The sequence below is a fragment of the Pantoea sp. MT58 genome (assembly GCF_014495885.1).
Classification (GTDB): domain Bacteria; phylum Pseudomonadota; class Gammaproteobacteria; order Enterobacterales; family Enterobacteriaceae; genus Pantoea; species Pantoea eucalypti.
Genome location: NZ_CP061084.1, coordinates 112,056 through 131,189, shown reverse-complemented (window position 1 = coordinate 131,189; position 19,134 = coordinate 112,056). Strand labels below are relative to the sequence as shown.

At 53.7% G+C, this 19,134-nt stretch carries 18 protein-coding genes; 8 read left to right on the top strand and 10 right to left on the bottom strand.

What is annotated here, in order from left to right; genetic code table 11:
- Positions 1 to 104: 104 nt before the first annotated feature.
- From IAI47_RS19510 to IAI47_RS19495, 4 genes are all read left to right on the top strand, one after another.
- Complete coding sequence (locus IAI47_RS19510) at positions 105 to 296, top strand: hypothetical protein (protein WP_008924576.1); 192 nt, start codon at positions 105 to 107, stop codon at positions 294 to 296.
- Between the two features lie 35 nt (positions 297 to 331).
- Complete coding sequence (locus IAI47_RS19505) at positions 332 to 625, top strand: hypothetical protein (protein ID WP_110411916.1); 294 nt, start codon at positions 332 to 334, stop codon at positions 623 to 625.
- Between the two features lie 442 nt (positions 626 to 1,067).
- A complete protein-coding gene (locus IAI47_RS19500) occupies positions 1,068 to 1,448 on the top strand; it encodes a hypothetical protein (protein ID WP_008924575.1) in 381 nt (126 codons plus the stop codon).
- Between the two features lie 134 nt (positions 1,449 to 1,582).
- Complete coding sequence (locus tag IAI47_RS19495; protein WP_008924574.1) at positions 1,583 to 1,900, top strand: hypothetical protein; 318 nt, start codon at positions 1,583 to 1,585, stop codon at positions 1,898 to 1,900.
- A 1,024-nt stretch (positions 1,901 to 2,924) separates the two neighbouring features.
- Here the strand turns inward: IAI47_RS19495 and IAI47_RS19485 are convergent.
- Both IAI47_RS19485 and IAI47_RS19480 read right to left on the bottom strand, forming a co-directional pair.
- Positions 2,925 to 4,301: a glycoside hydrolase family 10 protein gene (locus tag IAI47_RS19485; protein ID WP_008924572.1), complete on the bottom strand. Its 1,377-nt coding sequence runs from the start codon at positions 4,299 to 4,301 to the stop codon at positions 2,925 to 2,927.
- Between the two features lie 94 nt (positions 4,302 to 4,395).
- Entirely contained in the window at positions 4,396 to 5,886 is a 1,491-nt protein-coding gene (locus IAI47_RS19480) for a PLP-dependent aminotransferase family protein (RefSeq protein WP_181162234.1), read from the bottom strand.
- A 110-nt stretch (positions 5,887 to 5,996) separates the two neighbouring features.
- On the opposite strand from IAI47_RS19480, the gene gabT reads away from it, so the two are divergent.
- Both gabT and gabP read left to right on the top strand, forming a co-directional pair.
- Positions 5,997 to 7,283, top strand: a complete 1,287-nt coding sequence (gene gabT / locus IAI47_RS19475) for a 4-aminobutyrate--2-oxoglutarate transaminase (RefSeq protein WP_003848168.1) — start codon at positions 5,997 to 5,999, stop codon at positions 7,281 to 7,283.
- A gap of 76 nt (positions 7,284 to 7,359) precedes the next feature.
- Entirely contained in the window at positions 7,360 to 8,775 is a 1,416-nt protein-coding gene (gene gabP, locus IAI47_RS19470; RefSeq protein WP_003848167.1) for a GABA permease, read from the top strand.
- A gap of 91 nt (positions 8,776 to 8,866) precedes the next feature.
- Here the strand turns inward: gabP and IAI47_RS19465 are convergent, their stop codons facing one another.
- Together IAI47_RS19465 and IAI47_RS19460 are read right to left on the bottom strand one after the other, a co-directional pair.
- Positions 8,867 to 9,286 (bottom strand): VOC family protein, encoded by a 420-nt coding sequence (locus IAI47_RS19465; protein ID WP_008924571.1) that lies wholly within the window; start codon positions 9,284 to 9,286, stop codon positions 8,867 to 8,869.
- Between the two features lie 21 nt (positions 9,287 to 9,307).
- A complete protein-coding gene (locus IAI47_RS19460) occupies positions 9,308 to 10,204 on the bottom strand; it encodes a LysR family transcriptional regulator (RefSeq protein WP_008924570.1) in 897 nt (298 codons plus the stop codon).
- Positions 10,205 to 10,350: 146 nt separating this feature from the next.
- Between IAI47_RS19460 and IAI47_RS19455 the strand changes: the two genes are divergently transcribed.
- On the top strand, positions 10,351 to 11,202 hold the full coding sequence (locus IAI47_RS19455) for a Vmh family MBL fold metallo-hydrolase (RefSeq protein ID WP_008924569.1): 852 nt from the start codon (positions 10,351 to 10,353) through the stop codon (positions 11,200 to 11,202).
- Between the two features lie 81 nt (positions 11,203 to 11,283).
- Here IAI47_RS19455 and IAI47_RS19450 read toward each other — a convergent pair whose 3' ends face one another.
- Positions 11,284 to 11,955, bottom strand: coding sequence for a hypothetical protein (locus IAI47_RS19450; protein WP_008924568.1), 672 nt, complete (start codon positions 11,953 to 11,955; stop codon positions 11,284 to 11,286).
- 226 nt (positions 11,956 to 12,181) lie between these two features.
- Positions 12,182 to 13,084 carry a LysR family transcriptional regulator gene (locus IAI47_RS19445; protein WP_008924567.1) on the bottom strand — a complete coding sequence of 301 codons (903 nt, stop codon included), beginning with the start codon at positions 13,082 to 13,084 and terminating at the stop codon, positions 12,182 to 12,184.
- A 97-nt stretch (positions 13,085 to 13,181) separates the two neighbouring features.
- On the opposite strand from IAI47_RS19445, the gene IAI47_RS19440 reads away from it, so the two are divergent.
- Positions 13,182 to 14,240, top strand: a complete 1,059-nt coding sequence (locus tag IAI47_RS19440) for an SDR family oxidoreductase (protein WP_008924566.1) — start codon at positions 13,182 to 13,184, stop codon at positions 14,238 to 14,240.
- Between the two features lie 53 nt (positions 14,241 to 14,293).
- On the opposite strand, the gene rluF is transcribed toward IAI47_RS19440, so the two are convergent.
- The 4 genes from rluF to IAI47_RS19420 all read right to left on the bottom strand — a co-directional run bounded on the left by rluF (position 14,294) and on the right by IAI47_RS19420 (position 18,954).
- On the bottom strand, positions 14,294 to 15,172 hold the full coding sequence (rluF, locus tag IAI47_RS19435) for a 23S rRNA pseudouridine(2604) synthase RluF (protein ID WP_003848152.1): 879 nt from the start codon (positions 15,170 to 15,172) through the stop codon (positions 14,294 to 14,296).
- 103 nt (positions 15,173 to 15,275) lie between these two features.
- On the bottom strand, positions 15,276 to 15,746 hold the full coding sequence (locus tag IAI47_RS19430; RefSeq protein WP_003848151.1) for a GNAT family N-acetyltransferase: 471 nt from the start codon (positions 15,744 to 15,746) through the stop codon (positions 15,276 to 15,278).
- A gap of 137 nt (positions 15,747 to 15,883) precedes the next feature.
- Positions 15,884 to 17,857: an autotransporter domain-containing esterase gene (locus tag IAI47_RS19425; protein WP_008924565.1), complete on the bottom strand. Its 1,974-nt coding sequence runs from the start codon at positions 17,855 to 17,857 to the stop codon at positions 15,884 to 15,886.
- Positions 17,858 to 18,063: 206 nt separating this feature from the next.
- Positions 18,064 to 18,954: a MurR/RpiR family transcriptional regulator gene (locus IAI47_RS19420; protein ID WP_008924564.1), complete on the bottom strand. Its 891-nt coding sequence runs from the start codon at positions 18,952 to 18,954 to the stop codon at positions 18,064 to 18,066.
- Positions 18,955 to 19,134 lie beyond the last annotated feature (180 nt).

The window sequence follows — 19,134 nt, the reverse complement described above, 5'->3', positions numbered from 1 at the left end:
TGCTCAGATTGATTTGCTGCGCAAGCAATAAGCGGTGTTCATTCCCAGTGAATGATTAGGCCGGCAGTCGATACCATAAGTATGTAACTCAAGGAGAACGCTCAATGGAAAAACCAAACCCTCTCGCAGCCCTATCATTGATCATCTGGTTTCTGATGTTTATCCCATGCTTCCGCATGGCTCAGAAAGCTGGTTTCGGATGGAAGATGGCGCTGTTGCTTTCCTTCCCAGGTATCCATTTCATCATGCTCTACGTTTTAGCTTACAAGAAGTGGCCAAGTCTTCCACGCGCATGATAGAAGCACCAATTAATCTAAATGGATTTTAAGTAATGAAAAGATTAACGCCAGCTTTAACTTTTATTTCAATGATGATTACTTCTTTGACTGTTATTGGTGCAGAAAAAAGCACTGATAAAGTTGGTGCTTCAGGTAAATGCCTTGGCTACTTATCTATGTTTAATGAGGAAGATCTCAAGGCTAAATCAACCCGAACTCAAGATCTTCTTGATTTATACAGGTCATCTTTGTCTGAGGCCATGCAGACGTCTTCAATCAACGGGGAGCAGGTCATACCTGCTGATATTTACACACTAAGTATAGATGCATCAGCATTTGTTTCTTAATAAAGCCTCTGCCGGTACCATTATGTCCTCAATGGTACCGGACCAATCGTTCATACCAATGTAAACTGCTTAGTCTCATAAGAAAGAAAAACGTTTGCTGCCCCCGTCCGAACTCCTTTTCTGGTTAAATTCTGGCTGGCAAAATCGCACAACTCGGAGCCTGTGGTGGCCTGAGCGTAAGACCTGCAGCAGCTTTTTAATCGCGGGCACGGACAGGTATTTAAACGACATCAGGCCTGATACTGGTCACACTCATGGTGGCGGAAATGATGGACATTTTTAACAGGCAAGGGCGCGGTCGGAATAAGACCGGTTATGACTGATTCAGCTGACAGATGAGCCGGACTTTTTGCTACCTGATATCAGCCAGAATGCATGGCAGGTGCACATTAAGCTTCATGGTTTTATAATGATTTTTTAATGCTACGAATGGGGATATTGCATGCTTAAATCCGCGCTTTTTCTCGCTGCCCTGCTCTCTCCTTTTGCCTCTGTCGCCGGGCCCGGTAGTTTTATATTTGAAGTAAATGGTACAAAGGAAACATACTCACCAGGATGTATAAAATCAATAAGTTACGTGCCGAATGATGAGGTTGATTCTGAAAATGTTGATTTCACACTAAGAAATGAGTGTGGAAAAAAACTCTTTGTCAACACAAAGCAGAACATTGGTAAGAAGTTGTCTATTTATTACAAAGGCAATCTGCTTTCCAGCGCTACTATTGTCTCTGTACTCAGGAATACTTTCAGAATATCCAGTAAAGAGATGCCGCGCATAGTTCTGATGCAGCTTCTTTATGACTATGGGGTTAAGCGTAATTAGTGGAAATGTAGGGGAATGAAGTATAGACGAACGCGACAGGATTAACTTAGATTCAGACGTGTAGTAAGTATTACACGAGTGTTGGGCTGTAGTATCCGGGTGGCACTTGCACAATCTATCAAAGGAGAAAAACAGTGAGATGGCTTTTCTTATCCGGAATGTTACTTTCCATGATGGTAATAGCGGATGACCGGTCGTTCGAAACGCCAGAAGTAAAATGCCTGAATGAACACACTATCCCATTCATTAAGTCGGAAGTTCCGCCAAAAGAAATCGTTGATGAGGCCTATGTTACCTGTAAGCCAGAACTGGATGAGTGGAAGAAGTCGCAGGAGCCATTACCTGATGAAATGAAGCAGCACATGCGCAAAGAGCTTTATGACTTCTACATTAGGATGATTGGAAAAAGACGAAATTACGAAACAGGTAAATCATCAAAGGCTGCTCACTGAGACACTTTTTAACGTCTGCGCGGCTAAATTTTCGGGGTTATCAGAAGATGAACTTCCCTGGAAAACCAGACTCTGTATAACAGAAGGAGTAATGAAAATAGCCTACAAACCGAGAACATGTCCTTTCTGCAACTATCCGGGCCCCCAAAAAGAGCCGGATCGGAAATGGTCCTGCAGAAAGTGCGGCCTTGAATGGAAGCAGGAGCAGGATAATCGCGATAAAGAAAAACAATGAATCCCGCCCTGCGGGGTTTTTTATTATCTGAAGACGGGTTCAGATATTCCCGGTACCGGTACGCCGCAGCCGTCTGACGTTTCGCACATGCGACATCCTGCACTATCACGAAGATTGCGCCCGCATCGAGAGTCACCCTCACCGTAACTCGTATCCACCATAACAAGTCAGTGCGGCGCAGATCATTTAAGTTCCAGTACGTCTGACCACATACTGACTGGCGCATTCTCATGGGGAACACAGCATGGTTGTGGAAAAAGGTGCAGTTCAAATGATCGCAATGCCTGCTGATAATCACTCTTGTTTTCGACGACCTATTTTCCCGCCACGAACTGATCACGTATTCGATGGGCATAGGTGCCGATATCGACACGTTCATCCTGCCCATTCCAGCGATAACGGTATTGAATCATCATTCGGCCTTTACGTGATATCCGGACAGATAATCCGTCGCGATCCGTTTTCACCTGAACTTTTTCATATTCCTTGCCCGGCATTGAACTCAGGGCAGCATCTGAGAGTGCTATAGATTCTTTGGAGGTTGGGAATTATGTACATCATTATGTACACGTAAAAAGAGTAAGTGAAGAGAAACACCTGGAATACTGCGGAATACAAAAACTCATCAATTACCTGTTTTTTATGCGATTCGCCAGCTATCACGTGAATATACGGAATAGCCGGGAATCGAAAGAAAACAGATGGAATAGAAACTGTTATATAGCGCAGGAATAGCAGTCAGTCACAGGGAAAAACTTAACCGCACTGGTCATGCTGATGTGGCCTTTTTCAGCCTCCCCAGCGGCTTTTAAGATAGCTCACCGCCTGCTGAGTCTGTGGCTGATTCAGATAGTTCTCTCTGAACAGAATGGTGCCGTTGATATTTGGGTTCGATTCATTGAGATTGAGCTGTTTTTTCAGCTCTGGCACACCACCCTGAAGCGTCCAGTCAGGCTCAATTTTTGAAGGTTCCCCCACTTTGTAGAGCGCCAGACCAATATAGAGCCGGGTTTTAGTGGGTTTCACCACCTCTGCCCACCAGTTTGCCAGCACGTCGTAACGGGCAGCCTGACGGGAAAATGGCCAGTACAGCTGGGGCGCAATGTAATCCAGCAAACCCTGCTGAACCCAGCGGCGGGTATCCGCAAAGGCTTCGTCATAAGCCGCCGCGCCGCGGGTATCGGAACCGGCGGGATCGTGTGAAAGATTGCGCCAGACGCCCGCCGGGCTGACACCAAACTCAACCTCCGGCTTCAGCTGCTTAATGGTGCGAGATACCTGCTCAATCAGCTGCTGCGTATTGTGACGCCGCCAGTCTGCTTTGCTGGCAAAACCCTGGCCATAACGGCTGAAGGTCTGATTATCATTGAGCAGCGAACCCGCAGATTCGGAATAGAAGTAGTCATCGAACTGCACACCGTCGATGGGATAGCGCGCGACAACCTCGGCCACAATGCTGGTAATCCAGTCACGCACCTCAGGAATACCCGGATCGAGCACATAGCGATCGCCAGCGGTGCGGATCCAGTCGCGATGCAATACAAAAACACTGGCCGGATTAAGTGACAGTGTGCGGTTCAGTTCGCTCACGGTAGAGGGTTTAGTGTTCACCGATACCCGGTAAGGGTTGAACCAGGCATGGACTTTGATACCGCGCTTATGTGCCTCATCCAGCATAAACTGCAGCGGATCATAGCCAGGATCGTCACCGATTTTGCCGGTCAGCATATCGGACCAGGGCAGGATTTTTGAGGGCCAGAGCGCGGTAGCATCGGGCTTGACCTGGAAAAAGACCGTGTTAATCCCCAGGCTTTTCAGCTTATCCAGCTTGTCGGTCAGTGATTGCTGCTGCAGGCGAATACGCTCTGCCGCCGGACGGCTGCCATTCACCGACGCTACCGGTGGCCAGTCAAGACGCGATACCGTGGCTAACCAGACGCCCCGTACCGGTTCATGCACCTCAGGACGGTCTGGCTTGCCTGCAGGTAGCGGCTGTTTTGTTACGGGCGGAAAAGGCGTCACCAGCGATTTCGGCGGCTCAGATGCGCAACTGACCAGCAACAACGCCGCAGCGAGCGCGGCGCCTCGCTTAACAGCGGTTCTGGCCTGTGCAGAAAAGAGATTAAAGACGATGATGAACTCCAGTATTGTCTGGTCGGGACGCAAAGAGATGTATTCTCGGTGAGTCTGATTAAATGTCAATGCGTTAGCACAGCGGCAACGGTAAAATCGCCGCCATTAAAATCAGGCCCTGAACCCGCTAGCGCTGTGGAGTGAATTCAATACCGGCAGACGCCAGACAGGCTTTAAGGGTGCCAAACGCATCCTGACACTGCCGCTCATTAACACAGGCGTAGCCCAGCAGTAATCCACGCTCCTCCTGTGGGTGCATATAATATTGCGAAAGCGGCCTCACCTTGACCCCGCGCTTAAGTGCCTCTGCGGCTATCGCCACGTCATCAGCACCGGCTGGCAGCGGCATCACCAGATGCAAACCTGCTTCATGGTTGAATGCCGGTAAAAAAGCAGGCCCCAGATAGCGCTCGATAAGCCGGCAGAGGAACTGTCGGCGCTGACGATAAAGCAGCCGCATGCGGCGGATATGCTCCATGTAATGACCCAGCCGGATAAACTCCGCCAGCGCCCGCTGAATCAAAAGATGCCCACCGCGATAGAGCTCCGCCGCCGCAATGCGCAATGGCTGCGCCAGCGGTTTCGGCACCACCAGATAGCCGATACGCAGCGCGGGATAGAGCGTTTTGCTGAACGTACCCATGTAAATAACCGGTGCATCTGCTTCCAGACCCTGCAGTGAAGGGTGTGGCTGTCCCGAAAATCGAAATTCACTGTCGTAATCATCTTCAACAATCCAGCTCTGATGACGGCGTGCCAGAGAGAGCAATGCCTGACGACGGGCCAGACTGAGATGAACGCCCAGTGGATACTGGTGCGACGGGGTCACAAACACCATTTTGGGTGGCGGCCCGCTGTCCGGCACCAGGCCCTGCTCGTCCACGGGCATCGCGCGAATTTTCAGGCCATTCATACGCAACAGATTCCGTGTTCCCCAGTAGCCCGGCTCCTCCATCCAGACCCGATCGCCCGGATCGCAGAGCACCCGCGTCACCAGATCAACCGCCTGATGAACGCCTTCCGTAATCAGAATCTGATCAGCATCGGCTCGCACTGATCGTGCAACCCTCAGATAATCCACCAGCGCATGGCGCAAATCGGGACAGCCACCGCCGCTGCTGTAAACCAGACGGTGAACGTCAGGTTCGCGGTTCAGTCGCGCCTGAATCTGACTGAATAGCTTATGGGGGAATTCAGTGACATCCGGTGCGCCAGGAACAAATGCGCCCCATTGATAAGGTGATGCGGTTGCATGACCGAGTAGCGTGGCGCCCCGCTTTGACAGCGTCGCCGGTCGTTGCGCCTTCACAGCCTGAAGATCGGCAATCGCATCGCTCTGCAGACAGTTTTCCGGCAGCGTCTCGGCAATCCAGGTGCCGCTGCCGGTTCGCGCCGTGACATAACCCTGCGCCATCAGGCTCTCATAGACATGCATAACGGTATTCCGCGACACGCCCAGTTCCCGCGCCAGATCGCGTGTTGGCGGCAAACGGCTTCCGCGCGGGAATACCTCTTCAATGATCGCGGCCTGCATACAATTCAGCAGTCGCTGATGTAATGAGCCCGTTCTTAGAAACTGTAACCGTGCTAATAGATGATCTGCGTACAACAGTCGCAATTGGCTCCACCTTTCCTCTCACAATTGGCTCTGGCAACTCACCGCGCCTCAGGCATAAATAAACGTGTTTGTCGGGAATTGTAAACACGCATATTAACGAGGTGGAATAAATGAGCGAAAAAAATAACCTGATGCAGCAGCGCAAAGCACAGGCTCTTCCCAAAGGTATCGGTACGCTATGCGACTGGTACGTTGCCCGGGCAGAGAACGCCACCTTATGGGATCAGGACGGTAACAGCTGGATCGACTTTGCGGGCGGCATCGCAGTGCTGAACACCGGCCACCGCCATCCACGCATTGAACAGGCGATTGCCGAACAGTTAACAAAGTTTACTCATACGGCCTTCCAGATCACGCCTTATGAAAGTTATGTCGCACTGGCCGAGCGCATTAATCAGCGGGTGCCAATCGCTGGGCCGGCGAAAACCGCCTTCTTCACAACCGGCGCGGAAGCCGTAGAAAATGCGGTGAAAGTGGCGCGTGCCTTTACCCGCCGTCACGGCATCATCACCTTTGGTAACGCGTTCCATGGCCGTACCTTTATGACCATGGCGATGACCGGGAAAGTGGCGCCTTATAAACGCGATTTCGGCCCGATGCCGCCGTCGGTGTTTCATGCACGCTATCCCAGCGCGGTTCAGGGAATCAGCATTGAGGCCGCGCTGACCAGCCTCGACGAAATTTTCACTCAGGACATTGCACCGCATGACGTCGCCGCAATCGTGCTGGAGCCGGTACAGGGCGAAGGTGGTTTCCATGCGGCACCGGCAGAGTTTATGGTGCAGCTGCGCGAACTGGCTGACCGTCACGGCATTCTGCTGATTGCAGATGAAGTGCAGAGCGGATTTGCCCGCACCGGCAAGCTATTTGCCATGGAACACTATCCGGTGAAGGCCGATATCATCACGATGGCCAAAAGCCTGGCTGGCGGGATGCCGCTCTCTGCCATCGCAGGTCGTGCAGAAGTCATGGATGCGCCTGCGCCTGGTGGGCTGGGCGGAACCTATGCCGGAAACCCGCTGGCTATCGCTTCAGCGCACGCGGTTCTGGATGTGATTGAAGAGGAGCAGCTCTGTCAGCGTGCCGTTGAACTCGGTGCCCGGCTTGAAGCTGAGCTGCAGGAGCACCAGCGCAAGCATCCGGATATTGCTGACGTGCGTGCGCTGGGTTCGATGGTAGCCATGGAGTTTTATCAGGCCAGCACCGCGCAGGCCGTTCAGAAGATGGCAATGGAACAGGGCCTGCTGCTGCTGACCTGTGGAGCCAAAGGCAATGTCATCCGCTTCCTTTACCCGCTCACCATTCCGGATGCCCAGTTCAGCCAGGCGCTGACCATTCTCTCCACGGTGATCAATCACTGTGTCGCATCTGCCGGACATCCCGTCGTCCCAGCCTGATTTCGCTGGCGCGTTAACGCAAGTTTATCCCCGTTCGTCCGGTCTCACAGGCCGGACGCCGTCTGGAGACGTTTACATGACGATGACTCAGAATGCGAATGAAGATTCGCTCGCCCAAAACCTGAAACCGCGCCACGTGCGTATGCTCTCAATTGCTGGTGTGATTGGCGCAGGACTGTTTGTTGGCTCCGGCCACGCAATTTCTGAAGCGGGCCCGGCGGTCCTGATCTCTTACGCAGCGGCGGGTGCCCTGGTCGTATTGATCATGCGAATGCTGGCTGAGATGGCTGTTGCCTCGCCCGACTCCGGCTCGTTCTCAACCTATGCAGATAAAGCTCTCGGACGCTGGGCCGGTTTTACCATCGGCTGGCTTTACTGGTGGTTCTGGGTGCTGGTAATTCCGCTGGAGGCCAATGCGGCAGGCACCATTCTGCATGCCTGGTTCCCCGATATCGCCATCTGGCAGTTCACTTTCGCCATTACATTACTGCTAACCATCACCAACCTGCTCAGCGTGAAAAATTATGGCGAGTTCGAATTCTGGTTTGCCCTGATCAAGGTCGTTGCCATCATCCTGTTCCTGGGCGTGGCGGGTGCGGCAGTATTTGGTTTGCTGCCGGACAGTAACACCAGTGGCCTGTCGCATCTTTATGACACACATGGTTTTATGCCGAATGGTATCGGCGCCGTTGTCGCGGCCATTCTGACCACCATGTTCTCATTTATGGGCACAGAAATTGTCACGATAGCGGCTGCCGAGTCGAAGAATCCTGGCAAGCAGATCACCCAGGCAACCAATTCGGTTATCTGGCGTATCGCGCTGTTCTACCTGCTCTCCATTTTCTTTGTGGTGGCGCTGGTACCGTGGAACACGCCAGGACTGGTTGAACAGGGTTCATGGCAGACGGCATTACAGGCGATGAACATTCCGCACGCACGATTGATTGTCGATCTGGTGGTGCTGATGGCGGTGTGCAGCTGTCTCAACTCCGCACTCTATACCTCTTCACGTATGCTTTACTCGCTGTCACGCCGTAAAGATGCGCCTGCCGCTGCTTCACGCACCAATCGCAGTGGCACACCCTGGGTTGCCGTACTGCTCTCTACGGCGGCTGCGTTTCTGGCGGTCATCGCGAATTATCTGGCGCCCAGCGCCGTGTTTGAATTTTTGCTGGCGACATCAGGCGCGATTGCACTGCTGGTCTATCTGGTGATTGCTGCGTCACATCTGGTGTTGCGCAAAAAACGTGAGAAAGCGGGAGAAGTCCTGAGCTACCGCATGTGGCTATTCCCGGGCCTGACCTGGGTCACTATTCTCTTTATTGTGACAGTGCTGATTATTATGTTGTGTGATCCGAAACATCAGTCTGAGCTTCTGGCAACCGGCGGGTTAACGCTGGTGATTATCGCCACCAGCCTGGTTCTGCGTCGTAAAAAAGAGGTTCGCCAGCGAACGAAATACTTTACTCAGCGTTCTTCCGACCCCTCATAATCTCTGGTAATTCTTAAACAGTAAATGATGCCCACCTTTCACAGCAAAGGTGGGCATTTCTGCTTTTATATGCAGAATAAAATCTGAAAGCTTATTCCAGATACTGGCTGAAGCGCAGCAGATACCCATCCGGATCCTGTACCAAAAACTCCCTCTGACAGGCAATCGTCTCGCCAGTGTCATAATGGTTATCCCGCATCTCACGAAACAGTGGCACGGCATGCTGCTGCAAACGCGTTAATACAGCGTCAATGTCGTCCACCTCGATCTGGAAATTAATGCCCCGGCCAAGCGGCCAGTGCAGCCCGGCGGTGTTCCAGCCCTGCGGATGGAACTGCTCAATCATCAATTGTGCTTCTCCATAGCAAAGGTATGCGAAGTCAGGCTGCTGACGCTGAATCCTTACCTCAAAGCCCAGCACCACAGTGTAAAAGTGCATCGAAGCGGCGAAGTCAGTGACGGTGAGTTCTGGCACCATGCGATTCCAGTACATATTGTTGTTATCACTCATAAAGGCATCCGTTTTTGTCTGTTACGATCGCTGTTCATTCTCACCGCCAATACTTCTTTGCAGTTCATCCAGCATCAGCCGCAGGGCGGCAGACTGATGCTCGCGCGACAGATACAGTCCCCAGATGCCAATGCGCCGGGGCTCATAATCGGGCAGTAAGCTCACCAGCTTACCCGCTTCCAGTGCGCGCCGGGCTTCCTGCTCAGGTACCATTGCTATCCCACAATGTGCAATGGCTGCATCACACAACAGTAGTGAGATGCCAGCACTGAAGTTTCCCTTAACAGCAGCCGTGATTTTCTCTCCATCCGCCGCCGTGAAATGCCAGCTTTGTCCGGCGAACTGGCTGTAGTAAAGACAGTTATGCCGCGTCAGATCATCCGGGGTTTGCGGTATGCCATGCTTCTGCAGATATTCCGGTGAGGCGCAGAGCACAGAGCGACATTCCCCGAGGCGGCGCGCGATAGCGCCCGGCTCTGGCGCATCCGTAATACGAATCGCGAGATCGATACGCTCACTGATCAGACTCACGGGCTGATTATTAATGTCCAGCTCAATGCGCAGTGCAGGATAGCGTGCCAGAAAGTCAGGGATCACCGGCCCGACAAGATGCAGCGCCGTGAAGTGGGCGCAGGCGATGCGAAGCGTTCCCGCCGGCACGCCCTGCGTGGTCTCCTGCTGGATCGCTTCTGAGAGCAGGGCCAGCTGACGGGTCTTTTGCAGGGTCGCCTCACCGGCAGGCGTCAGGGTCAGCCGACGCGAAGAGCGATGCAGCAGACGTGTTCCCGCCCACCTTTCCATCTCCTCCAGATATCGGCTGACCATCGGACGAGAGATCCCCAGCGCACGTGAGGCGGCACTCAGGCTACCCAGTTCACAGATTCGGTTGAAAACAGCGGCTGCCGTCACTCTGTCCATCTCGTTCACCTGTTCGGATTATGAAACTCAGCATCTCTGATTGCGGGAATTCTATCAGATGGCGAGAGGCGTAGAATAGCGCCATCGACACTGAACAACGCCCGATGCAGATGCCTGAAGCGGGCCTTTACTTCTGAGGATTCACAATGAAAACCACACTGTTACCTGTGATGTTAATTCTGGCTTCGGCTTCCGCTAACGCCGCCACTCTGCAACTGGAAACCTATAATCCGCAGGAGAAAGGCATTTTCCCTGTCTCTTCCACACTGGTTTCCGGGCCAACCGAAGCAATTCTTTTTGATGCACAGTTCAGCACCCAGGACGGTGAGAAACTGGTGGAGATGATTAAAAAGAGCGGTAAAAAGCTGAAGGAAGTGGTGATCACCTCTGGCGATCCTGATTTTTACTTTGGTCTGGAACCGATTGTTAAGGCCTGGCCGGATGTGAAAGTGGTTGCCGCGCCTGCGGTCGTGAAGCATATCCAGCAGACGCATGATGCCAAACTGAAATACTGGGGTCCTCAGATGAAGCAGGGCGCGCCGGATAAAGTGTTTGTTCCTGAAGTGACTCAACAGACACGCTTTAGCGTCGACGGCGAGGTGCTGGAACTGCGTCATCCTGAGCAGTACGCTGCCTACGTATGGATCCCTTCTGTGCGCACCATTCTGGGCGGTACGGGCCTTGCTTCCGGTATTCATGTCTGGACCGCTGACACCCAGACCGTTAAGAGCCGTGCAGAATGGCGTCATATCCTGACAGAAATGAAGACGCTGAACGCAACGAATGTCATTCCTGGTCACTACCTCGGGGCACGTCCTGAGGGTTCCCAGGCTGTGGATTTCACACTGAATTACCTGAAGAGTTTTGAAACGGCATTGTCACAGCACAAAACCTCAGCTGGCGTGATTGCCGCCATGAATACGGCCTGGCCGAAACTGGCTGAGCCGGCATCACTGGAACTCAGCGCCAAAGTAAATACTGGCGAAATGAAGTGGTAAATCTGTAACGGGTCAGTTAACCGCAGCGTGCGCAGCCGTTTAGCGGTTAACGCCCTGGAATAAAGCAGAGAGGTCCAGGCGCTAATTCTTTGTGAGATAGCGCCTGTCATCACGCGCCTGCAACCGCGCTTCCGCCGGAGTCGGGAAGATATAGTGAAACAGATCGCGGTAAAAACTCAGATGCTTCAGTAATCCTTCCTGAATAGCCCGGCTGATGTCCTTGATCAGGAACGCCTGGGTTGTATTGAAGTTAGCGATACTGAAAAAGGTTTTGTCATAGACGTTCACCACCCCTTCCCATTTCATCACCTTCTCATCCGGAGATATCCCTTCTGAGGCAACAAACATGCCTTTATGGGATTTCACGCCCTGTTTACTGATATAGGTAGTTAACGCGTCATAGCCACGCTTATTGCGCCAGCGACAGAATTCATACGGCACATCGTAATGCGGCAGCACAAAGTCAGGCGTGCGAAAATGTTCATCCCCAATCAATCCATCCAGCGTGACGGTGAAATGCAGAAAATCCTGGAGGAAATCGAACTGGCGGGTTTTGGTCAGAGTAACATTGATGGTGAAGTGACCCGCCTGTACAAACCAGTAATTGGTGAAGCCGGTGACCAGAATACAGAATGCCTGCCAGTCACTGAGTTTTCGATCTCCCGCCAGTCCCCTGAAACGGCTGATCATCATCCGCGATTTTGGGTGCTGATACGCTTTCAGCAGCGGATCGTTCATACCCTTCAGTAACATCAGGCACACTCCTTGATAGATTGCGCTTATCCTGCCACGCCCTGATCAGGGTGAAAAGTGTCGTTGTTCTGAAACAGTCTGAACTGATCGTCACTATGATGTGAGCCCGGTGCTTCTGGTAGCCGGAAGGCTCAACAAATAATCAGTCCATGTCTATCACCATCCCACTCAGGTGACAGGCTATCCTTAGGTTGGGGGCAGAACTTATTCTCTTTTCTTAATGCTGTTAACTGATGCTCTGGCCTGCTTCACGTATCAACTCACTCACTTCCGCCACCAGCTTACGAACCTTATCAGGGATAAAACGGGCGTCCGGGAAAACGGCATAAAGATAGCGGTCAGGAAGTCGCCAGTCCGGTAAAACCCGTACCAGCCTGCCGGATGCCAGCGCGTCTGCGCCAATCAGCAGCTGTAATCCGCCGATCCCCAGTCCCGCCTCAAGGGCCTGCATTAACGCCTCACTGTTGTTAGAACGAAACACGCTTTTCACGGGAACAGACACACTTGTCATCCCGGACACCAGCTGCAGCGGCGCATCAGGCGAAATACCGCTAAAACGTATGTGAGGATGCCGCTGTAAGTCATCGGGCGTTTCCGGCATACCGTTTTGCGCTATCCACTCAGGGGAAGCCACCAGTATGGTTTCAACCGTGATCAGCGAACGAGCCGCCAGCGTGGCGGGCGGTGACTCGCTAAGGCGGATCGCCACATCAACGCCCTCCGCAATGAGATCTGAAAGACGATCCTCAAGCGCGATATTCAGCTGCAGCGCAGGATGCGCCTGCTGAAAGGCGATCAGATGCGGCATCAACCGGTGCCCTATGCCGCTCGGCAGCTGAATATGCAGTTTGCCGTGAAGCGGCTGCGTGCCAGGCCGTAATTGCTGTTCAAGTTCCTCCATCGCACTGAGCAGTTGCCTGACCTGCTGCAGATAGTGCTGACCCTGCTCCGTGAGCGCCATTTTTCTCGTTGTTCGATGTAGCAGCACTACGCCCAAGGCCTCCTCAAGTGCAGCGATCTGCTGGCTCACCGCCGACTGCTTCATGCCATTTTGCCGTGCCGCCGCTGAGAAGGATCCCGCTTCCGCTACACGGACGAAGGTCTGAATCGCAGTCAGTTTGTTCTGCATTTATTTATTTTCCTGATAAGTGATATCGGGTTCAGGGGATTTAATCAGAATAACGCGCAGGTGAGAATGCGGCTTCTCTCTTAACAGGGTAATGATCATGAAAATGACGCAGGATAAAAAGGTTGCGCTGGTAGCAGGGGCCAGCGGGATTATCGGCCAGCAACTCAGCCAGGCGCTGGTGGCCGATCAATGGCAGGTGACCGCGCTGACGCATCAGTCAGACCTGGCGATAAGCGGAACCGAGGTTATCGCGGTGGATTTGCGCGACGTGCAGCAGAGCCATGAACGGCTGGCCTCACTGACTGATGTGACCCATATCTTTTACAGCGCATGGCTGAATGCCGCCGACTGGGAGTCGATGGTCGGTCCAAATCTCGCCATGCTGCAAAATCTGGTGCAAACCCTTGAAAATATCGCTCCGCTTGAGCATGTCAGCCTGATGCAGGGATACAAAGTGTATGGCGCCCATCTCGGACGATTTAAGACGCCGGCGCGGGAAAGCGATCCCGGCGTGCCCGGTGCCGAATTCAACGCCGCTCAGTTGAACTGGCTGAGCGCACAACAGCAGGGTAAAGCCTGGCACTGGAGCGCACCACGGCCCGGCGTGGTCGGCAGTGACCGGTCAGGCAACGTCATGAATCTGGCGCTGAGTCTGGCAATCTATGCTTCAATCTGTCGTGCAGCTCAGCTGCCTTTACGCTTCCCGGGTTCGCTGGAAACCTGGAACAGTATGGTGGATTTTACCGATGCGGCATTGCTGGCTGACGCCACGATCTGGGCAGCGCGCAACGCTGACGCACGCAATCAGGCGTTTAATATTAACAACGGCGATCTCTGGCGCTGGAGCGAGCTGTGGCCTGTCATTGCAGAATGGTTTGCGCTGGATATCGCGCCGCCCGTTTCACTCTCTTTCCGCCAGATGTTCAGGGAATATCGTACGCTGTGGCGAGACATCGCTGCAGATAACACACTCGTCGAGGCCGATATTCTGGCGCTGAGTGACGGGACTTTCGCTGATTTTGTCTTTGGCTGGAATTACGACATGTTTGGCGACGGCAGCAAGCTGCGTCGGGCAGGTTTTAACGGTTATCGTGCAACGGATGAGATGTTCTGCGATCTGTTTGCCCACTTCCGGTCATCGCGAATGATTCCGTGATAAAACGGTAAAGCGCAGAGAGCGGGAATATCGCTCTCTGCCTCAGGAAGATTTTAGCGCCCTTTCTTCTTACGTCCCGGCTGCACAAAGCGCTTGCGTGAAGCACCATTCGCATCGGCTTTTTCAGCCGGTTTAGCGGCACGCTTCTGTGGCTTACTCGCGGCGGCAGCTTTCGCCGGGGCTTTGGCTTTCTTCGCCGGTTTGTCTTCTGACGAGGAGTTCTCCAGCAGTTTAAACAGCTCTACGAGTTCGTCGTCGGTGAGATCGCGCCATTCACCCAGCGGTAACCCTTTGAGATTGACGTTCATGATGCGGGTACGCTCAAGCTTCGTCACTTCAAAGCCGAAATGCTTACACATACGACGGATCTGGCGATTCAGCCCCTGAACCAGGGTAATGCGGAAGACAAACGGGGCTTCCTTTTTCACTTTGCATTTTTTGGTCACCGTGCCCAACATCGGCACGCCTGCGCTCATCCCGGCAATAAATTCATCGGTGATCGGCTTGTCGACAGTCACGACATACTCTTTTTCGTGATTGTTACCGGCCCGCAGTATCTTGTTGACCAGATCGCCATGATTGGTGAGGAAAATCAGGCCCTGAGAATCTTTATCGAGTCGGCCAATCGGGAAGACGCGCTTGCTGTGATTGACGAAGTCGCTGATGTTATCGCGCTCGCCTTCTTCCATCGTGGTGATGATCCCGACGGGCTTGTTCAGGGCAATCAGCACCAAATCGTCTTCGTCGCGCGGCTCGATCAGCTGACCATTCACTTTCACCACATCGCCTGCAAATACCTGCGCGCCCACAGAGGCGCGTTTGCCGTTAATGAAAACGTTGCCCTGCTCGATATAACGATCGGCGTCACGACGAGAGCAGATGCCGCTCTCGCTGATGTATTTATTGAGACGAGTTGATGAGTCAGTCAGCATGATTCCTCCAAAAAACGCGGACTATACCTTACCGGCGGGGGCTTGCGAAGCCTTTGTACGGGAAACTTTTGCCACTTTTTGCCCGCCTGGCCGTGGTCCGCATTTACAGGTCAATCGACATCTCCATACAACGCAACGCGCAGCCCGCCAGCTTTGACGGATAAAGACTTTCTCCCAGCGGCCGGAAACCATGCTGCTCATAAAAGCTCACGGCGTTTGGCGTCGACTCAAGCGTTAAGCGGCGATATCCACGCTGCAGCGCCTCCGCTTTGATAGTGTCAATGATCCGGCCCGCCATTCCCTGTCCGGCAAAGCCTGGCAGCGTAAAAATGGCTTCGACACTGGCGGCAGCGAGATCAAGCGATCCTGTCGCCACCGGCACGCCGTCCGGGCCATCAATCACGAAGAAGGGATTCACGCGAATCATCGCAGGAAAGCTGGCGGGCATGCGGTCCGGCGTCCAGGCGGCAAGGACATCGGGAGGATAAACGTGCTGGCAGCCGTGGCGAATAGCCAGATTACGGATATTCCATAACGTGTGCGCCTCTTCGGGCGATGCCTGTCTGACAATCATGATGCCCTCCGGCTCCTGAACAGAGCCGTTACGTTAGCACACCGCGATGCGGGGATCTCCAATCCCTGACAGGTTCAGATGTCGTCAGCCATTACCTCTTTGCGTAATGACAGACGACAGAGTTTAAAGCAGAGCAGTTAAAAGCGGGCGTTAAGTCCGACGTTCCATGTCACCTGATGCGTGTCGCTGTTGCCTGCCACTGCTGAGACGCCCGCAAAGGCATTGACCGATGCGCCAATCGGCACACTCGCCCCGACCGCCATATCGATCCAGTTATCGTCACGCGAGCCGCTGTTGCGGGTAAAGGCGGTGCGTGTCGATTTCAGTCCGGCGGTGACGGCAGAGTCGGTATCACCAAACTGGTGGTTATAGCTGACCTGCGCCCAGGGATTGATTAACAAATCCTTACTGTCGATACGCCAGCCGACGGAGCCGATTTGGGAATGCAGTGTCTGGTCGCCAAAGCGCATAGAAGTACTGCTGTTCCCCTCTTCTTTATACCCATCGACCTGGGTGTAATCCAGCGCATAGCTTGCCATCGGGCCGGTGGAGACATAGCGACCCAGCGGCAAATCCCAGCCGGTCTGTACCCGCATTCCCAGCACTTTGCCATCACTGCTGCCCTTTTCAGTACGTGTCGCGGGTCCCAGCCTGATCTGACGCTCAATATCATCAAAGTTGAGATCGGCATAATGGGCATCCGCATTAATCCATCCGCCATCGAGATAATTGAACTGACTCCAGAGCGCCACCAGATTGCCGCGTAAACGGTAATCAAAGCGCGACGAAGGATCCTGGCGTTGCGAGGTGGCGGAAAGCATCGCGCCGGCCTGCCAGTGATCGGTCAGCTGATAGCCCACACCTACGGTGCCAGTGGCGCTGGTGGCATCGCCATCAAGCAGGCTGTCACCGCGAAAATCTCGCTGTTGCCCGGCATAACCGCCGAACACAGTAAACTCGCCAGCGCTGGCGGGCTGCTGACGCTGCTGCTGCAGATGACCGTCGAGCGTGTTATGCGCATCGCCCACCAGCATCGACGGTGCCTGAGCTAGCGCCGCCACCTGCAGCGGCGCATTCAGCACCGACTTAATATAATCGGCGATCAGCGCATGCACTGCCGGGCTGGGATGCAGCCGGTCGGCGAACAGATATTGCTGTGACTGAGAAAATCCAGGCGTCGAGGAGGTGCAGTCCATTGATGAGACACCTGGCGGGCAAGCCATGCCCGCCGTATTGCTGAGTCCATACAGACGCGGATTATCAATCACCTCATTAAACAGGCCATTGATATCCACCCGCGCGATGTTCCCGCGTGCTGTCAGCAGACCCTGCTCTTCAGCCTGATTGTAACGATCGGTCAGTGTCGCAGCCTCCTGACTCAGTAATTGCCAGGCAGCAATCAGCTGTTGCGCAAGAGCATCCCGGATAAGTGGAATCGAAGAGACCTGTCCTGCCGCCTCGTTTAGCGCGGTTTCAATCGCCTGCTCTCTTGCGGCCCGGTCAGGCGTGGTGGTGGTGCTCAGCGACTGAAACAGCGCCGCCGTCGCGGGTTGCGCAGCCGGGCCAAGTACCTGCAATATCGCCTGCAACAAAGCAGGCGTTGCTCCCACATTCGGCACCGTCGGCACAATCACCGTTCCGGCCCCGGCATTCAGCAACCGGCTGACCTGTGAGGCCGCTGCACTGGCACTGTTATCCACAATCTGCTGTGCAGCCAGCGGCGCCAGGGCTGCTGCCGCCAGATCATTACCACCAATCCAGTGAATGTAGAGACCGTTCGGGTCAGCCCGTCCCCCACGCGCCGCAAGATAGCTATCAAGTTGATCCTGGGTATTAAACAGCGGATTGATCGCCGGCACTGCAACCGCGCCACCCTCGGCATAGTTGTTACCACCCAGGGATGAGGGACGCAGGGTATCGCCCAGCGACTGCGCCAGAATCTCGTCATAAAGCGGATGAGTCGCGCCATCGTAGGTAAAGCGGCCTACGTTGCCGCCATCACTCAGGCTATCGCCAAACACGGTGAGATCGCTCCATGCCGCAGCAGGTAACGGGGACAACAGGCTCAGGGTCGCACAGCAGAAAAGGTATTGCGCGTGAAGGGGTTTCATCAGCAGCTCCGCACAAATCAAAATTTTGAGAAAAAAAGCGTCGTAACCGCACCCACTGGCGCAGCAAGCTGTAAGCGTAGTCGTCTCAGAAAATGGGCGGCAGAAAAGACGCGATCGCGGTCGCAAAGCCGAAAAATTTGGCTTAAAGATGAGCCGGAAAATCCGGTTAACCTGAAAGGCATACCGCTTCGGCTCAGTAGTGATGACTACTTTTTGCTGACGGGTTTCAACCCGCGATTGAGTTCCTGTAAACGCTTCATAGTTTTCACCGTGCGCTGCGGCAGCGTGGAAGCCACCGACAGGATTAGCATCTCCAGGCAAACCATAATCGTGCCGTGCAGGGGAATGCGTCCCTTCTCACCGCCACGGGGCACATTGATCACTACATCCGCTTCTCTCGCAAAAAAGGAGTCGGTGGCATTAGTCAGCAGAATAACCGGGATGTCGAGCCGCTTTGCTTCTCGCACCACGGCCGTGCCTTCGCGGTGTGCAGACTGCTGGGCCATCATCACCAGCACATCGCCGCGCTGAAGCGCCAGCATTTGTTCTGCCAGTGCAATACCGGCGCGATTCAGGGAGAAGGCGGGGAGACCAATACGGTTTAGCAGCCGCACGCTGTAGTCCGCAAGAATCCCAGAGGCATTAATGCCAAAGATAGCGACTTCCCGCGCTTCGCCCAGCAGCGCGACGGCATCCGCTACCGCCACCCGATTATGCGGTTGCGACAGCACCTCACAGGCATAACGATGACCATCCAGCACAAAGTCGATGGCGCTGTTCACATCGCTGGTCACCTCACTGACGGTGGTGATCATCTTATCTTCTGAAGTCAGCGAGGGACCAAACCAGGCCTTAAGCGTCTGTTTGAGGTCGCGCAGACCGCTAAAACCCAGAGCCTGAATAGCGCGGATCACAGTGGCATCAGAGGTGTGATTCGCTACGGCGATCTCAAGCGCGGTGCTCTCCAGTACCGTTTCCCGCTGTTGATCGATATAGCGCGCTACGGCCAGCAGACGCGGAGAAAGCTGTTTTTCGCGGGCACGAAGGCGTTCAGCGACCACATCCACTCTGTTTTTAACGGGTCTGTTCTGTTTCATGCTGCTCCTGCTGCTGACCTTACAAATCTGTAATGCTCACTCCCGGCCTGATCCAGGCGTGACAATTTCAGGCCTCAAAAATGTAGTGAAAGCCTCATTACGCTTTACATTTCACCTGAAAAAGCCAGGGTTTAAACACTACTCCTACATCCCATAACGAATAAATAATCATTATTATCA

Coding starts and splice junctions, on each gene's coding strand:
- gabP (WP_003848167.1), top strand. CDS start 7,360: ATGACGATGACTCAGAATGCGAATGAAGATTCGCTCGCCCAAAACCTG.
- IAI47_RS19445 (WP_008924567.1), bottom strand. CDS start 13,084: ATGCAGAACAAACTGACTGCGATTCAGACCTTCGTCCGTGTAGCGGAA.
- IAI47_RS19465 (WP_008924571.1), bottom strand. CDS start 9,286: ATGAGTGATAACAACAATATGTACTGGAATCGCATGGTGCCAGAACTC.
- gabT (WP_003848168.1), top strand. CDS start 5,997: ATGAGCGAAAAAAATAACCTGATGCAGCAGCGCAAAGCACAGGCTCTT.
- IAI47_RS19505 (WP_110411916.1), top strand. CDS start 332: ATGAAAAGATTAACGCCAGCTTTAACTTTTATTTCAATGATGATTACT.
- IAI47_RS19500 (WP_008924575.1), top strand. CDS start 1,068: ATGCTTAAATCCGCGCTTTTTCTCGCTGCCCTGCTCTCTCCTTTTGCC.
- IAI47_RS19420 (WP_008924564.1), bottom strand. CDS start 18,954: ATGAAACAGAACAGACCCGTTAAAAACAGAGTGGATGTGGTCGCTGAA.
- IAI47_RS19460 (WP_008924570.1), bottom strand. CDS start 10,204: ATGGACAGAGTGACGGCAGCCGCTGTTTTCAACCGAATCTGTGAACTG.
- IAI47_RS19450 (WP_008924568.1), bottom strand. CDS start 11,955: ATGTTACTGAAGGGTATGAACGATCCGCTGCTGAAAGCGTATCAGCAC.
- IAI47_RS19440 (WP_008924566.1), top strand. CDS start 13,182: ATGAAAATGACGCAGGATAAAAAGGTTGCGCTGGTAGCAGGGGCCAGC.
- IAI47_RS19455 (WP_008924569.1), top strand. CDS start 10,351: ATGAAAACCACACTGTTACCTGTGATGTTAATTCTGGCTTCGGCTTCC.
- IAI47_RS19510 (WP_008924576.1), top strand. CDS start 105: ATGGAAAAACCAAACCCTCTCGCAGCCCTATCATTGATCATCTGGTTT.
- rluF (WP_003848152.1), bottom strand. CDS start 15,172: ATGCTGACTGACTCATCAACTCGTCTCAATAAATACATCAGCGAGAGC.
- IAI47_RS19425 (WP_008924565.1), bottom strand. CDS start 17,857: ATGAAACCCCTTCACGCGCAATACCTTTTCTGCTGTGCGACCCTGAGC.
- IAI47_RS19430 (WP_003848151.1), bottom strand. CDS start 15,746: ATGATTGTCAGACAGGCATCGCCCGAAGAGGCGCACACGTTATGGAAT.